The 13,360-nt window shown below is 68.3% G+C and carries 16 protein-coding genes; 13 read left to right on the top strand and 3 right to left on the bottom strand.

Going from position 1 to position 13,360, the window contains the following annotated elements; genetic code table 11:
- Positions 1-113: 113 nt before the first annotated feature.
- Positions 114-959: a helix-turn-helix domain-containing protein gene (locus tag DIZ26_RS17815; RefSeq protein ID WP_112242700.1), complete on the top strand. Its 846-nt coding sequence runs from the start codon at positions 114-116 to the stop codon at positions 957-959.
- A gap of 116 nt (positions 960-1,075) precedes the next feature.
- Here the strand turns inward: DIZ26_RS17815 and DIZ26_RS17810 are convergent, their stop codons facing one another.
- A complete protein-coding gene (locus tag DIZ26_RS17810) occupies positions 1,076-2,188 on the bottom strand; it encodes a citrate synthase 2 (protein ID WP_112242698.1) in 1,113 nt (370 codons plus the stop codon).
- Between the two features lie 131 nt (positions 2,189-2,319).
- Between DIZ26_RS17810 and DIZ26_RS17805 the strand changes: the two genes are divergently transcribed.
- From DIZ26_RS17805 to DIZ26_RS17780, 6 genes are all read left to right on the top strand, one after another.
- Positions 2,320-2,874, top strand: a complete 555-nt coding sequence (locus tag DIZ26_RS17805) for a hypothetical protein (protein ID WP_112242696.1) — start codon at positions 2,320-2,322, stop codon at positions 2,872-2,874.
- A 30-nt stretch (positions 2,875-2,904) separates the two neighbouring features.
- On the top strand, positions 2,905-3,528 hold the full coding sequence (gene pdxH, locus DIZ26_RS17800; RefSeq protein WP_112242694.1) for a pyridoxamine 5'-phosphate oxidase: 624 nt from the start codon (positions 2,905-2,907) through the stop codon (positions 3,526-3,528).
- A 317-nt stretch (positions 3,529-3,845) separates the two neighbouring features.
- Positions 3,846-4,139: a hypothetical protein gene (locus DIZ26_RS17795; protein ID WP_112242692.1), complete on the top strand. Its 294-nt coding sequence runs from the start codon at positions 3,846-3,848 to the stop codon at positions 4,137-4,139.
- Positions 4,139-5,092, top strand: coding sequence for an SPFH domain-containing protein (locus DIZ26_RS17790; protein ID WP_112242690.1), 954 nt, complete (start codon positions 4,139-4,141; stop codon positions 5,090-5,092). Before DIZ26_RS17795 ends, DIZ26_RS17790 begins: the two co-directional genes overlap by 1 nt.
- A 4-nt stretch (positions 5,093-5,096) precedes the next feature.
- Entirely contained in the window at positions 5,097-5,723 is a 627-nt protein-coding gene (locus DIZ26_RS17785) for a CGNR zinc finger domain-containing protein (RefSeq protein ID WP_112242688.1), read from the top strand.
- Positions 5,724-5,887: 164 nt separating this feature from the next.
- Positions 5,888-6,697: an SDR family NAD(P)-dependent oxidoreductase gene (locus DIZ26_RS17780; RefSeq protein WP_112242686.1), complete on the top strand. Its 810-nt coding sequence runs from the start codon at positions 5,888-5,890 to the stop codon at positions 6,695-6,697.
- A 19-nt stretch (positions 6,698-6,716) separates the two neighbouring features.
- Here the strand turns inward: DIZ26_RS17780 and DIZ26_RS17775 are convergent, their stop codons facing one another.
- The gene (locus DIZ26_RS17775; RefSeq protein WP_112242684.1) at positions 6,717-7,451 is read right to left on the bottom strand and encodes a hypothetical protein; all 735 of its coding nucleotides are present in this window, start codon (positions 7,449-7,451) and stop codon (positions 6,717-6,719) included.
- A 282-nt stretch (positions 7,452-7,733) separates the two neighbouring features.
- On the opposite strand from DIZ26_RS17775, the gene DIZ26_RS17770 reads away from it, so the two are divergent.
- The 5 genes from DIZ26_RS17770 (at position 7,734) to DIZ26_RS17750 (ending at position 12,394) form a co-directional block, all read left to right on the top strand.
- The gene (locus DIZ26_RS17770; protein WP_112242682.1) at positions 7,734-8,366 is read left to right on the top strand and encodes a TetR family transcriptional regulator; all 633 of its coding nucleotides are present in this window, start codon (positions 7,734-7,736) and stop codon (positions 8,364-8,366) included.
- 174 nt (positions 8,367-8,540) lie between these two features.
- Positions 8,541-9,503, top strand: a complete 963-nt coding sequence (locus DIZ26_RS17765) for an ROK family protein (RefSeq protein ID WP_232828421.1) — start codon at positions 8,541-8,543, stop codon at positions 9,501-9,503.
- Entirely contained in the window at positions 9,500-10,630 is a 1,131-nt protein-coding gene (gene nagA, locus DIZ26_RS17760) for an N-acetylglucosamine-6-phosphate deacetylase (protein ID WP_112242678.1), read from the top strand. Before DIZ26_RS17765 ends, nagA begins: the two co-directional genes overlap by 4 nt.
- Positions 10,618-11,541: a 1-phosphofructokinase family hexose kinase gene (locus DIZ26_RS17755; RefSeq protein WP_112242676.1), complete on the top strand. Its 924-nt coding sequence runs from the start codon at positions 10,618-10,620 to the stop codon at positions 11,539-11,541. The genes nagA and DIZ26_RS17755 overlap by 13 nt, the downstream gene beginning before the upstream one ends.
- 16 nt (positions 11,542-11,557) lie before the next feature.
- The gene (locus tag DIZ26_RS17750) at positions 11,558-12,394 is read left to right on the top strand and encodes a class II fructose-bisphosphate aldolase (RefSeq protein WP_112242674.1); all 837 of its coding nucleotides are present in this window, start codon (positions 11,558-11,560) and stop codon (positions 12,392-12,394) included.
- Between the two features lie 13 nt (positions 12,395-12,407).
- Here DIZ26_RS17750 and DIZ26_RS17745 read toward each other — a convergent pair whose 3' ends face one another.
- Entirely contained in the window at positions 12,408-12,662 is a 255-nt protein-coding gene (locus tag DIZ26_RS17745; RefSeq protein ID WP_112242672.1) for a hypothetical protein, read from the bottom strand.
- A gap of 84 nt (positions 12,663-12,746) precedes the next feature.
- Between DIZ26_RS17745 and DIZ26_RS17740 the strand changes: the two genes are divergently transcribed.
- Positions 12,747-13,304: a TetR/AcrR family transcriptional regulator gene (locus tag DIZ26_RS17740; protein WP_112242670.1), complete on the top strand. Its 558-nt coding sequence runs from the start codon at positions 12,747-12,749 to the stop codon at positions 13,302-13,304.
- Positions 13,305-13,360: the final 56 nt, after the last annotated feature.

The following is a 13,360-nucleotide window of genomic DNA, read 5'->3' as shown; positions in this document are numbered from 1 at the left end:
CCGTGCTCGATCCACCGTGACCATCCGGCGGCGCATACTGAGAACCGGACAAGGCAATTCTCTGAGAGCAAGCACTGATCGGCCACGGATGTTCGACGCAAGGACTTGAAGTTTTGACGCACCAGCCAGCGATCGCCAAGGGACTGGACCTGCAGCTACTCTCGCCACCCACGTTCTGGCGATGCGAGCCGAGCTGGTCCTGGGTGTCGCGTCCGCTGCCGGACCACCTGCTGTGGTGCGTGCTCGACGGCATCGGCCGGCTCGAACTCGACAACCGATCGACAGCGTTGGGCCCAGGCACCTGCGCCGTCTTCAAACCAGGAGATGCCCCGACGGCGAACCACGACCCGCGCAGGCGGCTGCTGGTGTTCGGCATGCACTTCACGCCGCGCCGGAGACCAGGCGCCACCGCTATACAGACACGGCGCGCGGCGGACGTAGTACCGGAGGCGCGGTGGGCGGAGGTGCGGGATCGGGTGCTGCTGGGTGCGTTGGCGCGGAGCTCGGATTCGGCGTACCGGCGGGGTGATCGGTTGGGAGAGCGGCAGGCGGAGCTCTGTCTGGAGCAGTTCCTCTGCCTGATCTGGGAAGCCGCGCACGGTACGCCGGCGAGCAGTGTCGACACTGCGATCGAGGAGGTCGCCCAGATGATCCGGCAGGATCCCGGGCGCGACTGGAGTGTCAGTGAGATGGCAGCGCGTGCGTCGCTGTCGCGGGCTCAGTTCACTCGCAGATTCGTCGCCCAGAACGGTATGGCGCCCGCGCAGTACCTGATCAACGCAAGGATCGACAGAGCTCACCAGTTGCTGACGGAGACGAGCATGACGATCACCCAGATCGCCGCTGCCCTTGGCTACGCAGACGCCCCCTACTTCAGCCGCCAGTACAAACAACGCACCGGCCGACCGCCCAGCGCCGCGAGACCACGCAGTACGGAACCCCGGGCCGCGGGCAACTAACCCGACGCCGCCCGACGCCGGCTCTCCAGTACTTCGTCCAGCTGCTCGCGAATCCGGTCGCGCGCCTCGGATCGCAGTACGCCGGCCATCAGCAGGTCCTCGACCTTCGGCGTCGGTCAGGCCCAGGAAGGGTTCCAGCCCTCGATCTCGGTGGCCGGGCGGGTGTCCGGGCCGGAGTAGATCGCCGACGGGCGGATCAGCCGCCCGGTGCGCTTCTGTTCCAGCACGTGCGCGCTCCAACCCGCCGTACGGGCGCAGGTGAACATGGAGGTGAACATCGGCGGCGGCACCTCGGCGAAGTCGAGCACGATCGCGGCCCAGAACTCGACGTTGGTCTCCAGCACCCGGTCGGGACGGCGTTCGCGCAGCTCGGCGAGGGCAGCCTTCTCCAGCGCCTCGGCGACCTCGTAGCGCGGCGCATCGAGCTCCTGCGCCGTACGGCGCAGTACACGGGCGCGCGGGTCCTCGGCACGGTACACGCGGTGACCGAAGCCCATCAGCCGCTCACCGGCGTCCAGCAGGCCCTTCACGTACGCACGCGCGTCACCGCTCTTCTCGACGCCCTCGATCATCGTCAGCACCCGGGCGGGCGCACCGCCGTGCAGTGGGCCGGACATGGCGCCGACAGCACCCGACAGCGCAGCGGCGACGTCGGCACCTGTGGACGCGATCACCCGCGCCGTGAAGGTGGAGGCGTTCATGCCGTGCTCGGCAGCGGACGTCCAGTACGCGTCGACAGCCTTGACGTGCTTGGGGTCCGGCTCGCCGCGCCAGCGGATCATGAACCGCTCGGTGATGGTGGTGGCCTTGTCCACCTCGCGCTGCGGGACCATCGGCTGCCCGATGCCGCGCGCGGCTTGGGCGACGTACGAGAGGGCCATCACTGCCGCACGGGAGAGGTCGTCGCGCGCCTGCGTGTCGTCGATGTCGTAGAGCGGCCGCAGTCCCCAGGCGGGAGCGAGCATCGCCAGTGCCGACTGGACGTCGACCCGGATGTCACCGGTGTGCACGGGCAGCGGGAACGGCTCAGCGGGCGGCAGCCCCGGGGTGAACGCGCCGTCGACCAGCAGGCCCCACACGTTCTCGAACGGCACCCGGCCGACCAGATCCTCGATGTCGACCCCGCGGTAGCGCAGCGCGGAGCCCTCCTTGTCCGGCTCGGCGATCTGGGTGTCGAAGGCGACGACTCCCTCGAGACCGTGCTGAACCTCGGTTTTCGGATCTGACATCAGCCGCTGACTCCCTTGTCGATTGAGGCGCCCAGGAAGCATAAACTTGTTGGTAGGGCCTAGGAAGCACAGGAGGGCCGCCTCGCCGCGCGGAGCGATCCCTGACCGGTTCGACCGTTACGCTCGCCGGCATGACTACCAAGCCGAACCCGGTGCTCGGGCTGCTGATCGGTGCAGTGCTGGCCTGGGGTGGCGCCACCGCGATCAACTACGCGGGCATCAAGCTGAACGTTCTGCGAGCCGCACGGTTCGACAACAGCCTGTCGGACGGTCTTCCCTGGATACTGCTCATCCTGGCGGTCTCAGCGGTGGTCGGTCTGGTGCTGTCGATCCGCACGATCAGCGGCGGTGCTCTGGTCGGTGCCGGTGGCTTGCTGACCGCGGTGGGCGTCGCGGTGTTCACCTTGCCGCTCCGCCAGGCCTTCGATCTGTCCAAGCTGTTCGTGATCCCTGGTACGAATCCAACGGGATACGTCCTGTGGGACGGCTCAGTGATCTTCGTGGGCGCGATCCTGCTGGTGCTGGGCGTACGCCGCTGGGCTACCGACGCCCGCAGTACGCCGCAGGCTCTACCGGGCTCTCCGGGCTACTACCAGCCCGGCCAGCAACTTCCGCCGCAGTACCCAGGCCAGCAGGGCGCACGTCAGCAGGACTACCCGCCACGCGGTGGTTCGCAGCCGCGCTGATCTAGGCTCGGAGCCGTGGACCTTGCAGAGATGCGGCAGACGTACGGCCTGGGGGAGTTGCTGGAGAGTCAGGTCGACGCCGACCCGATCGTGCAGTTCGGCCGGTGGCTCGCACAGGCGACCGAGGCGGGACTGACGGAACCGAACGCGATGGTGATCGCCACGGCCGACGCGAGCGGCCGCCCGTCGGCGCGGACCGTCCTGCTGAAAGGTCTGGACGAGCGCGGCTTCGTCTTCTACACCAACCAGCAGTCCCGCAAGGCCGATGACCTGGCCGCCAACCCGTACTGCGCTCTGCTGTTCCCCTGGCACGCCATGGAACGCCAGGTCCGGGTAGAGGGCGTCGCCGAGAAGCTCCCCTCCGAGGAAGTCGACGCGTACTTCGCCACCCGGCCGCGCGGATCGCAGCTAGGTGCCTGGGCATCCCAGCAGAGCCAACCGGTAGCGAGCCGCGAAGAGCTCGACGCGCAGTACGCCTCGTACGAACGGCAGTGGCCGGACGGCACCGAGATCTCCACGCCCTACTTCTGGGGTGGCTACCGGATCCGCCCCGAGGCCTTCGAGTTCTGGCAGGGCCGCACCGGCCGCCTGCACGATCGCCTGGCCTACCGCCGTACGAACTCTTCCTGGGAACTGGTCCGCCTCCAGCCCTGACCGACCGCGGGGTACGGCGTACCGGGGCATGAAAAAAGACCCGTGAGCGCTTCCGGAGACACGACCGGGTGGCCGAGCTCGGGGTCAGGCGGACTTTCCTGACTGCCCACGGGTCCGGTGGCTGGCGTTGAACTGGCCGACCACTTGCCCACTGATTAGTGGTTGGCGGTCAGCCCGCCGCCACCTCACGAGTCCGATTGCAATTCATGCGTTGGACCACCTCCCTTCGCGTGTACCTGAAACCTACGTCGCGACCGCGAGGTGTTCAAGGGAGTTTTCGCCGACGGCTGAACGGGTTGTCGTGGTCCCATGAAGACATGGTCTTCGAGCTCGGTCTGCCCGTCATCGTGTTGCTGGTAGGAACCGTCTGGTTCGTGTGGTCGTCGTACAGCCGGGCCGTCGTCGCCGAGCAGGCCGTGACCGAACTCAACGCCGAGACCAAGGCGTTGCTGCGGGAGGTCCGGAGGCTCGAGAAGGCGGTCGCGGCTGCCGAGCAGGGCCTGCGTACGCTCAGCTCGCATCCGTCGGTACCGCGGGACGTCGCGGTCACCGCCGACCTGACGCTCGCCGACATCCGGCGACTCACCGAGGGCAAGGAGCTCGACCACTGATGGCAAAGCTGGGGAACGCGACCGCGGTCGCCAAGGGCGGCAACGTGAAGATGAAGGTGGTCGGCGGTCTGATCCTCGCGGTGATCGCGCTGATCATCCTGCTCAGCATCTTCAACTTCGCCAGTACGGACGCCAACCGGATCGGGTTGCACTACGGCGGCGGCGTGATCGAGGACAAGAAGTTCAAGTCGATCATCCCGCCGGGTTCGACGAACAAGCTGATCGGGCCCGGCGACAAGCTGTACACCTACCCGATCGACCAGCGGTCGTACATCATCGGCGGAGCCGGTGCGGACACCGACAACGCCGACGAGGTCACCGTGGTCAGCAAGGACAACGTCCGGCTCGGCATCCGGGTGCAGGTCTACTTCACGCTGAACCGCGACCCCAAGGTGATCCAGCAGTTCCACGAACGGATCGGGCTGAAGACCGAGGCGTACACCCAGGAAGGCTGGGACGCGATGCTGCAGTCCTACTTCCGCCCGCAGATCGACCGGGCGCTGGCCGCTGTCGGCACCGACTACCTGTGGAACGAGCTGTACAACAACGAAGCCCGCAAGACGAAGTTCCAGACCGCAGCCGCGACCAAGTTCACCGAGCTGCTTCCGGCTGCCGTCGGCGGCGACTACTTCTGTGGTCCGTCCTACAACGGCACCAACGCCTGCGGCGAGCTGTCGTTCACGATCCAGAAGCCGACGCCGCTGGACAAGGGCATCATCGACGGACTCGAGGCCAAGCAGCGTGCCGAGCTCGCCAAGCAGGCGCAGGAGCAGAAGAACCAGCAGATCAACGTCGAACTGCAGTCGGTCAAGCAGCAGGTCGCGCTGCTCGGGTCACAGGGCTACCTGCTGAAATCCGCGATCGAGTCGGGCAAGATCCAGTTCATGGTGATCCCGCAGAACGGCAACGTGAGCATCCCGGTGCCGACCCCGGCCGCGACCACACCCCGCTGAGCCGATGTCAGCGCTGCCGTCCCATCTCGAGCTGGTGCAGGGCGTCGTCCTGCCCAGGCCGGTCGGCGCCGACCCGGTCCTCGATTTCCTGAACACCCGCTCCGAGTGGGCCGGCCGAGGGCCCGCCCGGAGCGAATGGCTCACGTCGTACCAGGCGCTGGTGATCTGGAGCGGGTACGTCGGCCTGCTTTCCGACGCCGGCGTCTTCCGGCTGATCGAGCAGGCAGCCGTCAAACCCACCGACGCCGCCCGCCGGCTGGCCGCCGCCATCGAGTTTCGCGCCGACCTGTACGACGTACTCACCGACTCGTCAGCCGCCGGCTCCTTCGACGCGGTCTCCCGCGTGATCGACAAAGCGAGCGCCCGCCGGCGGCTCCTCGCCGTACCGGCCGACGGGGAAGGCTTCCGAGCGGCCTGGGACCTGCCGGAAGACCTCGGGCTGCCGCTGGACCAGTTGGCGCTCTTGGCGGCCGACCTGCTGACGGGTCCGTCCCGCGATCACGTCCGAGCCTGCCCCGGCGACGCCTGCGGCTGGCTCTTCCTGGACCCCCGAGGCCGCCGCCGCTGGTGCTCCATGTCCACCTGCGGCAACCGAGCCAAAGTCCGAGCCCACGCGGCCCGCACCCGCTAGTACACCCACGCACTTTCCAACGTCGCCGCTCCTAGCTGCTCATCGTCCACCTGCTATCGCTCTGATATGCAACCAGAGGTTGCGTATAACCTCCTAGGACTCTAGAGTCATGCGCAACCGATGGTTGCATTTGCAGCTGAAGATCGTGCTCTGGAGGACTGGATATGACTGGCTTGCTGGACGGTAAGAACGCTGTTGTCTACGGCGGGGGAGGGGCGATCGGCGCCGCCACCGCGCGGGTGTTCGCTCGGGAAGGCGCGCGGGTCTTTCTCGCCGGGCGGACGCAGGCGAAGCTCGACGCCGTGGCGCAAGACATCGCCGCCGCGGGCGGAACAGTGGAGACCGCGCAGGTCGACGTACTCGATCAACAAGCGGTGGAGAAGCACGCCGATGAAATCGCGGCCGCAGTCGGCGGTATCGACATCGCGCTCAACGCGGTCAGCGTCATACACGATCAGGGCACCTTGCTCGCGGACCTGTCGCTCGAGGAGTTCATGCGGCCGATCGACGGGTTTCTTCAGGGCTTGTTCATCACGAGCAAAGCGGTGGCGCGGCACATGGGTGGCGAGCGGCCGGGTGTCATCCTGACGTTGTCCGAGCCAGGTTCGAAGCTCGCAGTCGGCGGCATCTTGGGTCACGGTGTGAGCGCGGCCGGCAAGGAAGCCTTCACGCGCCTGCTGGCGGCCGAGCTGGCGCCCAGCAACGTCCGAGTGATCGGCATTCGTCCGCATGCTGTGGTCGACGGACCGGCGGCGGGTTCCTACACCAAGGACCTCTTCAGGCCACTCGCGGAAGGTGCCGGACAGTCGGTCCAGGAACTGCTCGAGGACGGCGGCATGGCGCAAAGCACCCTCCTCAAGCGCTTGCCGACCCTGTCCGAAGTAGCCGAAGCCGCCGCCTTCCTGGCCTCGGACCGAGCCGCCTCCATCACCGGAACCATCACCAACCTCACCGCCGGCACCCTGACCGACTGACCCGCGAGTCCGCTGAGTTCTAGTTGAACACTGACGGGTCTACCAGGAGCCAGGTTTGGTGGGCTCGGGCGAGGATTCGGCCGTCGGCGTCGTAGAGGGTGGTGGCGGTGTGGGTTTTGCGGCCGTCTTCGCTCAGGAGGCGGCCCATCACGACGCAGGGTTCGCCGGTGGGCGGCCGGGCGTCGATGCAGGCGGTCATCTGGCCGAGGACCGACGGACGGCCGTCGAGGTCGATCGTCCAGCCGCCGGGGCAGTCGAGGGCGGCCCACAGGTAGACGGGATCGACCAGGCCGTCGTCGCCGGCCAGGTCGTCGGCGGGATGCCAGGTGCAGGCGGTTCGGCCGTCGCCGAGCGGGCCGGGGCGGAGTCGCAGGCCCTCGGTGTTCTCGGGCCCGCAGACGAAGCAGCCCGGGAACGGGTGGTTGGAAAGACCCCGGTACGACGCTTCCGCCGCTCGTGCCTCGTCGGGGCCGACCGGGTCGATCGCCGCGTCGGCCAGGCTTGCCGCGTCGACTGTGAGGCCTTCCGCGACCACGGAGTCGCCGTTGGTCAGCCGGGCCGTGTTCGCGTCGACAGTGAGATCGAGGTCGAGGCGCAGTGGAGGTGGCACCATCAGGCGCACTCGCGGGACCGTTCCGTCGGCGGCAACCGCGGCGAGCGCCGTACCGACTGCTCCGGCGACGAAGCCGCCGTTGCCGGATTGGGCCGGGCCACGGAACCGCGGCGCGATCCGCACCACCTCACGCGTCGTCATGCCGAGAAACCCTAGCCGCGCTGCTCTTCCGGACCCTGCCGGGGGCGAAGAGAACCATCCATCGAGAGCCCTCGCGGCCGGTTCGGAGGGCTTGGCCGGTCAGATGTGGCATCGATTCCGGCCGGGAGCACGGGGAAACCCTCGTTTTCTGAGGATCTTTGCAGATTTACTGCCCTGACCACTCTCATTCAAACGTCCGTTTGAACTATGCTGACTGCAGGCTACGGCGCGTAAGCAGGTGGGGTGCCTGAGCGAGCAGTGGCCGGGGGGAAGGAGAACTCTGTGGAAACACCCGTGGAATCGACCCGGGAAAGACTGCTCAACGTCGCCGAGCAGAGGTTCGGCGAGGGTGGCTACGAAGGAACCTCGCTGCGCGCGATCACCGTCGCCGCGGCCGCCAATATCGCCGCGGTGAACTATCACTTCGGCTCGAAGGAAGCGCTGCTCAGAGCCGCCGTGGCGCGCGCGATGGCGCCGGTGAACACCGAGCGCCGGCGCCGGCTGGACCAACTCGAGGCGAAGGGCCGGCCGACCGCCGAGCAGCTGATCCGCGCCTTCGTCGAGCCGGGGCTGGAGCTCGTACTACGCCGCGGCGAGCGCGGGCCGATGGTCGCCCGGTTCATCGGCCGGATCGCGTTCGACCCGAGTCAGCGGATCCGCGAGTTGTACGCCGCCGAGTCGGACCCGGTCGAGGCCAGGTACCTCGCGGCGTTGCAGGCGGCGTTGCCGAGGGCCGCGCCGGAGTCGGTGGCGTTCGGGTACGTGAACATGCTCGGCTTGCTCGCGCTGCACCAGTCGCAGGCGCTCACCCGCCCACCGGGTGATCCGGTCGATCCCGCCGACGACCCCGGCAAGCTGGCGGAGAACCTGATCGCCTTCCTGGTCGCCGCCTTCGACCGCGGCCTGCGCGCCTGACCCAGGGCCGATCGTCGAGGCGGTCATCAGCGCCTCGGGAACCGGCCGCGCCGGCCGCAAACCGTGCACGAAGACGCTCGAACGGCCCCGATTCGGCCAGTGACAGCGTTCATGGTGTCCAGAAAATGCTCACGGATGTTCGAACCGCTGGGTAACGCTGCATAATGGCACTCCGTGGACCCCTGTGAAGTCGTGGTTGCCGTCGATCTCGGTGGAACCCGGATGAAGTGCGGCCTGGTCGCCGCCGACGGTGCCGTGCTGCACCGCGAGACCAGGCCGACGCCCCGGGTTGTGGTTGACGCGCGAGGCGGGGGTCGCGCCGTGCTCGAAGCCCTGCTCGAAACCGTCGTCGAACTCGGCCAGAAGGCGGCCGCCGACGGCCATCGGGTGCGGGCGGTCGGCGTCGTGGTCCCCGGCATCATCAACGCCGAGAGCGGCATCGTCAGCGCGGAGAACCTGGCCTGGGCCGGTACGCCGGTGCTCGCGGAACTCAAGGCCGCCATCGGCGACCAGCACGTCGTCCTCGCGCACGACGTTCGCGCGGGCGGCTACGCCGAGCTCCGCCAGGGCGCCCTGATCGGCACCACGAACTCGCTCTTCCTCCCCCTCGGCACCGGGATCGCCGCGGCCATGGTCGTCGACGGCTCACTGGTCAGCGGCGACGGGTACGCCGGGGAGCTCGGCCACACCCGGTTCGTCAACGGTGAAGCCGCCGAGCTCTGCGCCTGCGGCCAATGGGGTTGCCTCGAGACGGTCGCTTCCGCCGCCGCGCTGGCCAGACGGTACGGCGTACGCAGCGGCCGTGTCGTCGATGGCGCCCGTGAGGTCCTCGAGCTGCTCGCGCAGGGCGACCCCGATGCCGAGGCCGTGTGGAAGGAAGCGCTGGCCGCGCTGGTCGACGCTCTGGTCATGTACACGACGCTGGTCGCGCCGACCCGGATCGCGATCGGTGGTGGCCTGGTCGGAGCGGGGGAAACCCTACTGGCACCGCTGCGCGAAGGAGTCGCCGCGCGGCTCACCTTCCAGCGCAAGCCGGAGATCGTCGCCGCCGTTCTCGGCGAAGAGGCCGGCTGCCTGGGCGCCGCCCTGATGGCGTGGGACAGCATCACCGACGAGAGCGGAGAGCAGACGGTATGACGACGTATCGCGTGGCGCGCCTGGTCACGCCCGACGACGTACTCGAGAACGCCTGGATCCAGGTGGTCGACAGGGACATCCTCGCATTCGGGCGCCGCTCGGACGGAATGCCGGCCGACGGGCTACGCCCCGAGGACCTCGGCGACGTGACCGTCGTGCCCGGCTTCGTCGATATCCACACTCACGGCGGCGGCGGTTCGACGTACTCGACGACTGATCCCGAGGAAGCGCGCAAGGTCGCGGCCTTCCATGCAAAGCACGGCACCACCACGACGATGGCGAGCCTGGTGACCGCACCGCTCGACGAGATCGTCGAGCAGACCGCCTGCCTGGCCGACCTGGTCACCGACGGCGTCATCGCCGGCGTACACCTCGAAGGCCCGTTCCTCTCCAAGGCGCGGTGCGGTGCTCATGAGCCGACGCTCCTGCGCGATCCGGTCGAGGGCGACGTCGCGAAGGTGCTCAGCGATGCCGTGAAGATGGTGACGATCGCGCCGGAGCTGCCGGGCGGTCTGGATGCGATCCGCCAGGTCGTCGACGCCGGTGTGGTCGCGGCGCTCGGGCACACCGACGCGACGTACGAGCAGATGATCGCCGGGGCGGATGCCGGTGCGACGGTGGCAACCCATCTCTTCAACGGGATGCGGCCGTTCCACCACCGCGACCCGGGTCCGGTCGGCGCCGCGCTGAACGATCCGCGGTTGCTGCTCGAGGTCATCAACGACGGCATGCACCTGGATCCGCAGGTGGTCCGGGTCGCGCTGGCCGCGGCCGGGGTGAACCGGATCGCGCTGATCACCGACGCGATGGTGGCGACCGGGATGCCGAACGGTCGGTACATGCTCGGCAGTCTCGAGGTCGACGTGAAGGACGGGCTGGCAACGCTTGCCCACGGCACCCATTCGATTGCCGGCAGCACCTTGACGATGGACATCGCGTTCGCCAACGCGGTCAAGGCCGGCACGTCCTTGGTCGACGCATCGCGGATGGCCTCGACCACGCCGGCCCAGACCTTCGGCTGGTACGACGTGGGCGGGATCGAGACCGGTAAGCGAGCCGATCTGGTCGTCCTGGACGAGGAGTACGCCGTCCGCAAGGTGATGCGGGCCGGCGCGTGGCTGGACTGATCGGGACCGTCACCCTCAACCTCGCGCTCGACGTCACGTACGGCGTCGGCGAACTCGTGGTCGGCGGCAGTCACCGGGTGACCGACATCAGGCAGCGCGCCGGCGGCAAGGGCGTCAACGTGGCAAGGGTTGCGGCGACACTCGGCCATCAGGTGCTCGCCCTCGGCTTCGTCGGCGGTGTCACCGGTGAGCTCGTCGCGGAAGAGCTGTTCGATGCGGGCCTGACCGCACTGCTCACGCCGATCAGAGGCGAAACCCGGCGAACTGTTGCCATCGTCAACGGTACGGACGGCGACGCGACGATCTTCAACGAAGCGGGCCCGGCGGTCTCGGAAGACGAGTGGCGCGCCTTCCACGAGCGGATGCCGTGGGCGAGGCTCGGCGTACTGGCTTGTTCGGGGAGTCTGCCGCCAGGGCTTCCAGACGATGCGTATGCCGAAATCGCGGTCCGGGCACGGCATCACGACGTGCTCACCGTGATCGACGCCGGCGGGGAAGCGCTCGTCGCCGCCGCGAAGGCGGGCGCCGTCGTCCGTGCCAACGCCGCCGAGCTCCGCGAAGCCTTGGGTGACGGCATTTCGGTCGAAGAGGGCGCAAGGCAACTAGTTGGTACCGGCGCGACAGCCGCTGTCATCACCGACGGTTCGCGCGGAATGGTTGCCGCTAGCAAGAGTGGTGCCTGGCGCGCGTTGCCGGTCGAACGCGTGGCGGGCAACCCGACCGGCGCCGGAGATGCCTGTACTGCGGTGGTCGCGGCCGCCGTCGCCGAATCACCCGAGCCCGATTGGGCCGTAGTACTCAAGTCAGCCGTGGCTGCTTCGGCCGCGGCCGTACTGACGCCGGTTGCCGGGGACATCGACCTGGCGGCGTACCAGCGGTGGCAACCGCAGGTCGCTGTCCAGAGTCTTTAGACAAGAGGAGTTCGAGATGCCGTTGGTTTCCGGAGCCGAGGTCGTACTGGGTGCCGCCAAGGCGGGCAAGGGAGTCGGCGCGTTCAACGTGATCCAGCTGGAGCACACGACCGCGTTGATCGCCGGGGCCGAGCAGGTCGGTGCGCCGGTCATCCTGCAGATCAGTGAGAACGCGGTGAAGTACCACGGCGCGCTCAAGCCGATCGGCGTCGCCACGCTGGCCGCGGCTTCCGCGTCGACGGTGCCGGTCGTGGTCCACCTCGATCACGCGATGGATCGCGACCTGGTCACCGAGGCGGTATCGCTCGGGTTCACCTCGGTGATGTTCGACGCCTCCAAACTCGAGTACGCCGACAACGTCGCCGCGACCACCGAGGTGACCAAGTTCTGCCACGACCACGGGGTCTTCGTCGAGGCGGAGATCGGTGAGGTCGGTGGCAAGGACGGCGTCCACGCACCGGGCGCGCGGACCCGGCCGGACGAGGCGCTCGCGTTCGCGGATGCGACCGGCGTCGACGCGCTCGCGGTCGCGGTCGGCTCGTCGCACGCGATGACGGAGCGGACGGCCGAGCTCGACTTCGCGCTGATCGCCGAGTTGCGGGCCGCCGTACCGGTTCCGCTGGTGCTGCACGGCTCGTCGGGGGTCGCGGATGCGGACCTGACCCGCGCGGTCGAGGCGGGCATGACGAAGGTCAACATCGCCACCCACCTCAACAACGTCTTCACCGCCTCCGTCCGCGAGACCCTCGCCGCCAACCCGGCGCTCGTCGACACCCGCAAGTACCTCGGCCCGGCCCGCACGGCGGTGGCTGCCGAAGTCGCCCGTCTTCTGACGATCCTGAAGGCGGTCTGAAGGACTCCCCGGCCTAGAGGGACGCGCTGCCGCGGGTCCAGCCGCGGCGCAGTTCCTCGTGGGCGAGCTGGACGCGAGCCCGAGCTGCCGGGTCGGGCACCTCGAAGTCGTCGAGCAGCCGGCGCAGCGCGAGCTCGAGCGCGGCGACCACCGCCTGCTCCTCGGTCACCGGTGACTCGCAGATGCCCGCGACACCCTCGGCGAGCGCGGCCAGCGCCACGATCTCCTGCGGGCTGAGCTGCAGCCGGACCTCGGTTCGTGCTTCCACCTGGGCCTCCTCGGCATTGGTAGAGTCATCGTGCAGTGCAACATGCATGTTTCACAAGGGGGCTGGCATGAGGAGTTCGGCGCGATGACGGTCACTGTCGACGAGACCTTGCGGGAAGCGACGGTCGCGGTGCTGGCCAAGCACGGCTGGGACGGTGTGACGCTCGAACGGGTGGCCGAGCAGGTCGGCCGGTCCAGGGTCACCCTCTGGCGGCAGGGCCTGACCGTGGAGGCCTTGCTCAACTCGTTGCTCGACGCCCTGGCCAGCGACTACCGGGACGCGATGTGGCCGGTGCTGACCGCGACCGGGACCGGGCGGCAGGGCCTGGTCAACACCTTGAACGCCTTGTTCGAAGTCCAGGATCGTCATCTGCCGTTGATGATGTCGTCGGATCTCATCTTCCACCGCGAGCAGGAACGCAACGGCTCGGTGATCTACCTGGAGCCGTTCGAACGGTTCCTGCGCGAAGGCGCGGAGGACGGCTCGCTGCATCCGCGCGGCCGGATCGACGACGTCGCCGAGATCGTGATGGTGAGTGCCGCGATGACGTACGTGCACATGCGCGGCCGCCACCACTGGTCCAGGTCCCGCGCTCGCAGGCTGACCCTCGACCTGATCCTCCGCGGTCTGGTCGAGCCCTGATGCAACATGCCTGTTGCAATTTCTGCAACAACGGCGTTACATAGGAACGACTGACG

The sequence above is a fragment of the Kribbella monticola genome (assembly GCF_003261635.1).
GTDB lineage: Bacteria > Actinomycetota > Actinomycetes > Propionibacteriales > Kribbellaceae > Kribbella > Kribbella monticola.
This window is presented reverse-complemented; position numbering and strand designations above follow the sequence as displayed.

What these genes read in the sequence shown, in the direction of transcription:
- DIZ26_RS17810 (WP_112242698.1), bottom strand. Translation starts at nt 2,188, where the DNA reads ATGTCAGATCCGAAAACCGAGGTTCAGCACGGTCTCGAGGGAGTCGTC.
- DIZ26_RS17805 (WP_112242696.1), top strand. Translation starts at nt 2,320, where the DNA reads ATGACTACCAAGCCGAACCCGGTGCTCGGGCTGCTGATCGGTGCAGTG.
- pdxH (WP_112242694.1), top strand. Translation starts at nt 2,905, where the DNA reads ATGCGGCAGACGTACGGCCTGGGGGAGTTGCTGGAGAGTCAGGTCGAC.
- DIZ26_RS17795 (WP_112242692.1), top strand. Translation starts at nt 3,846, where the DNA reads ATGGTCTTCGAGCTCGGTCTGCCCGTCATCGTGTTGCTGGTAGGAACC.
- DIZ26_RS17790 (WP_112242690.1), top strand. Translation starts at nt 4,139, where the DNA reads ATGGCAAAGCTGGGGAACGCGACCGCGGTCGCCAAGGGCGGCAACGTG.
- DIZ26_RS17785 (WP_112242688.1), top strand. Translation starts at nt 5,097, where the DNA reads ATGTCAGCGCTGCCGTCCCATCTCGAGCTGGTGCAGGGCGTCGTCCTG.
- DIZ26_RS17780 (WP_112242686.1), top strand. Translation starts at nt 5,888, where the DNA reads ATGACTGGCTTGCTGGACGGTAAGAACGCTGTTGTCTACGGCGGGGGA.
- DIZ26_RS17775 (WP_112242684.1), bottom strand. Translation starts at nt 7,451, where the DNA reads ATGACGACGCGTGAGGTGGTGCGGATCGCGCCGCGGTTCCGTGGCCCG.
- nagA (WP_112242678.1), top strand. Translation starts at nt 9,500, where the DNA reads ATGACGACGTATCGCGTGGCGCGCCTGGTCACGCCCGACGACGTACTC.
- DIZ26_RS17750 (WP_112242674.1), top strand. Translation starts at nt 11,558, where the DNA reads ATGCCGTTGGTTTCCGGAGCCGAGGTCGTACTGGGTGCCGCCAAGGCG.
- DIZ26_RS17740 (WP_112242670.1), top strand. Translation starts at nt 12,747, where the DNA reads ATGACGGTCACTGTCGACGAGACCTTGCGGGAAGCGACGGTCGCGGTG.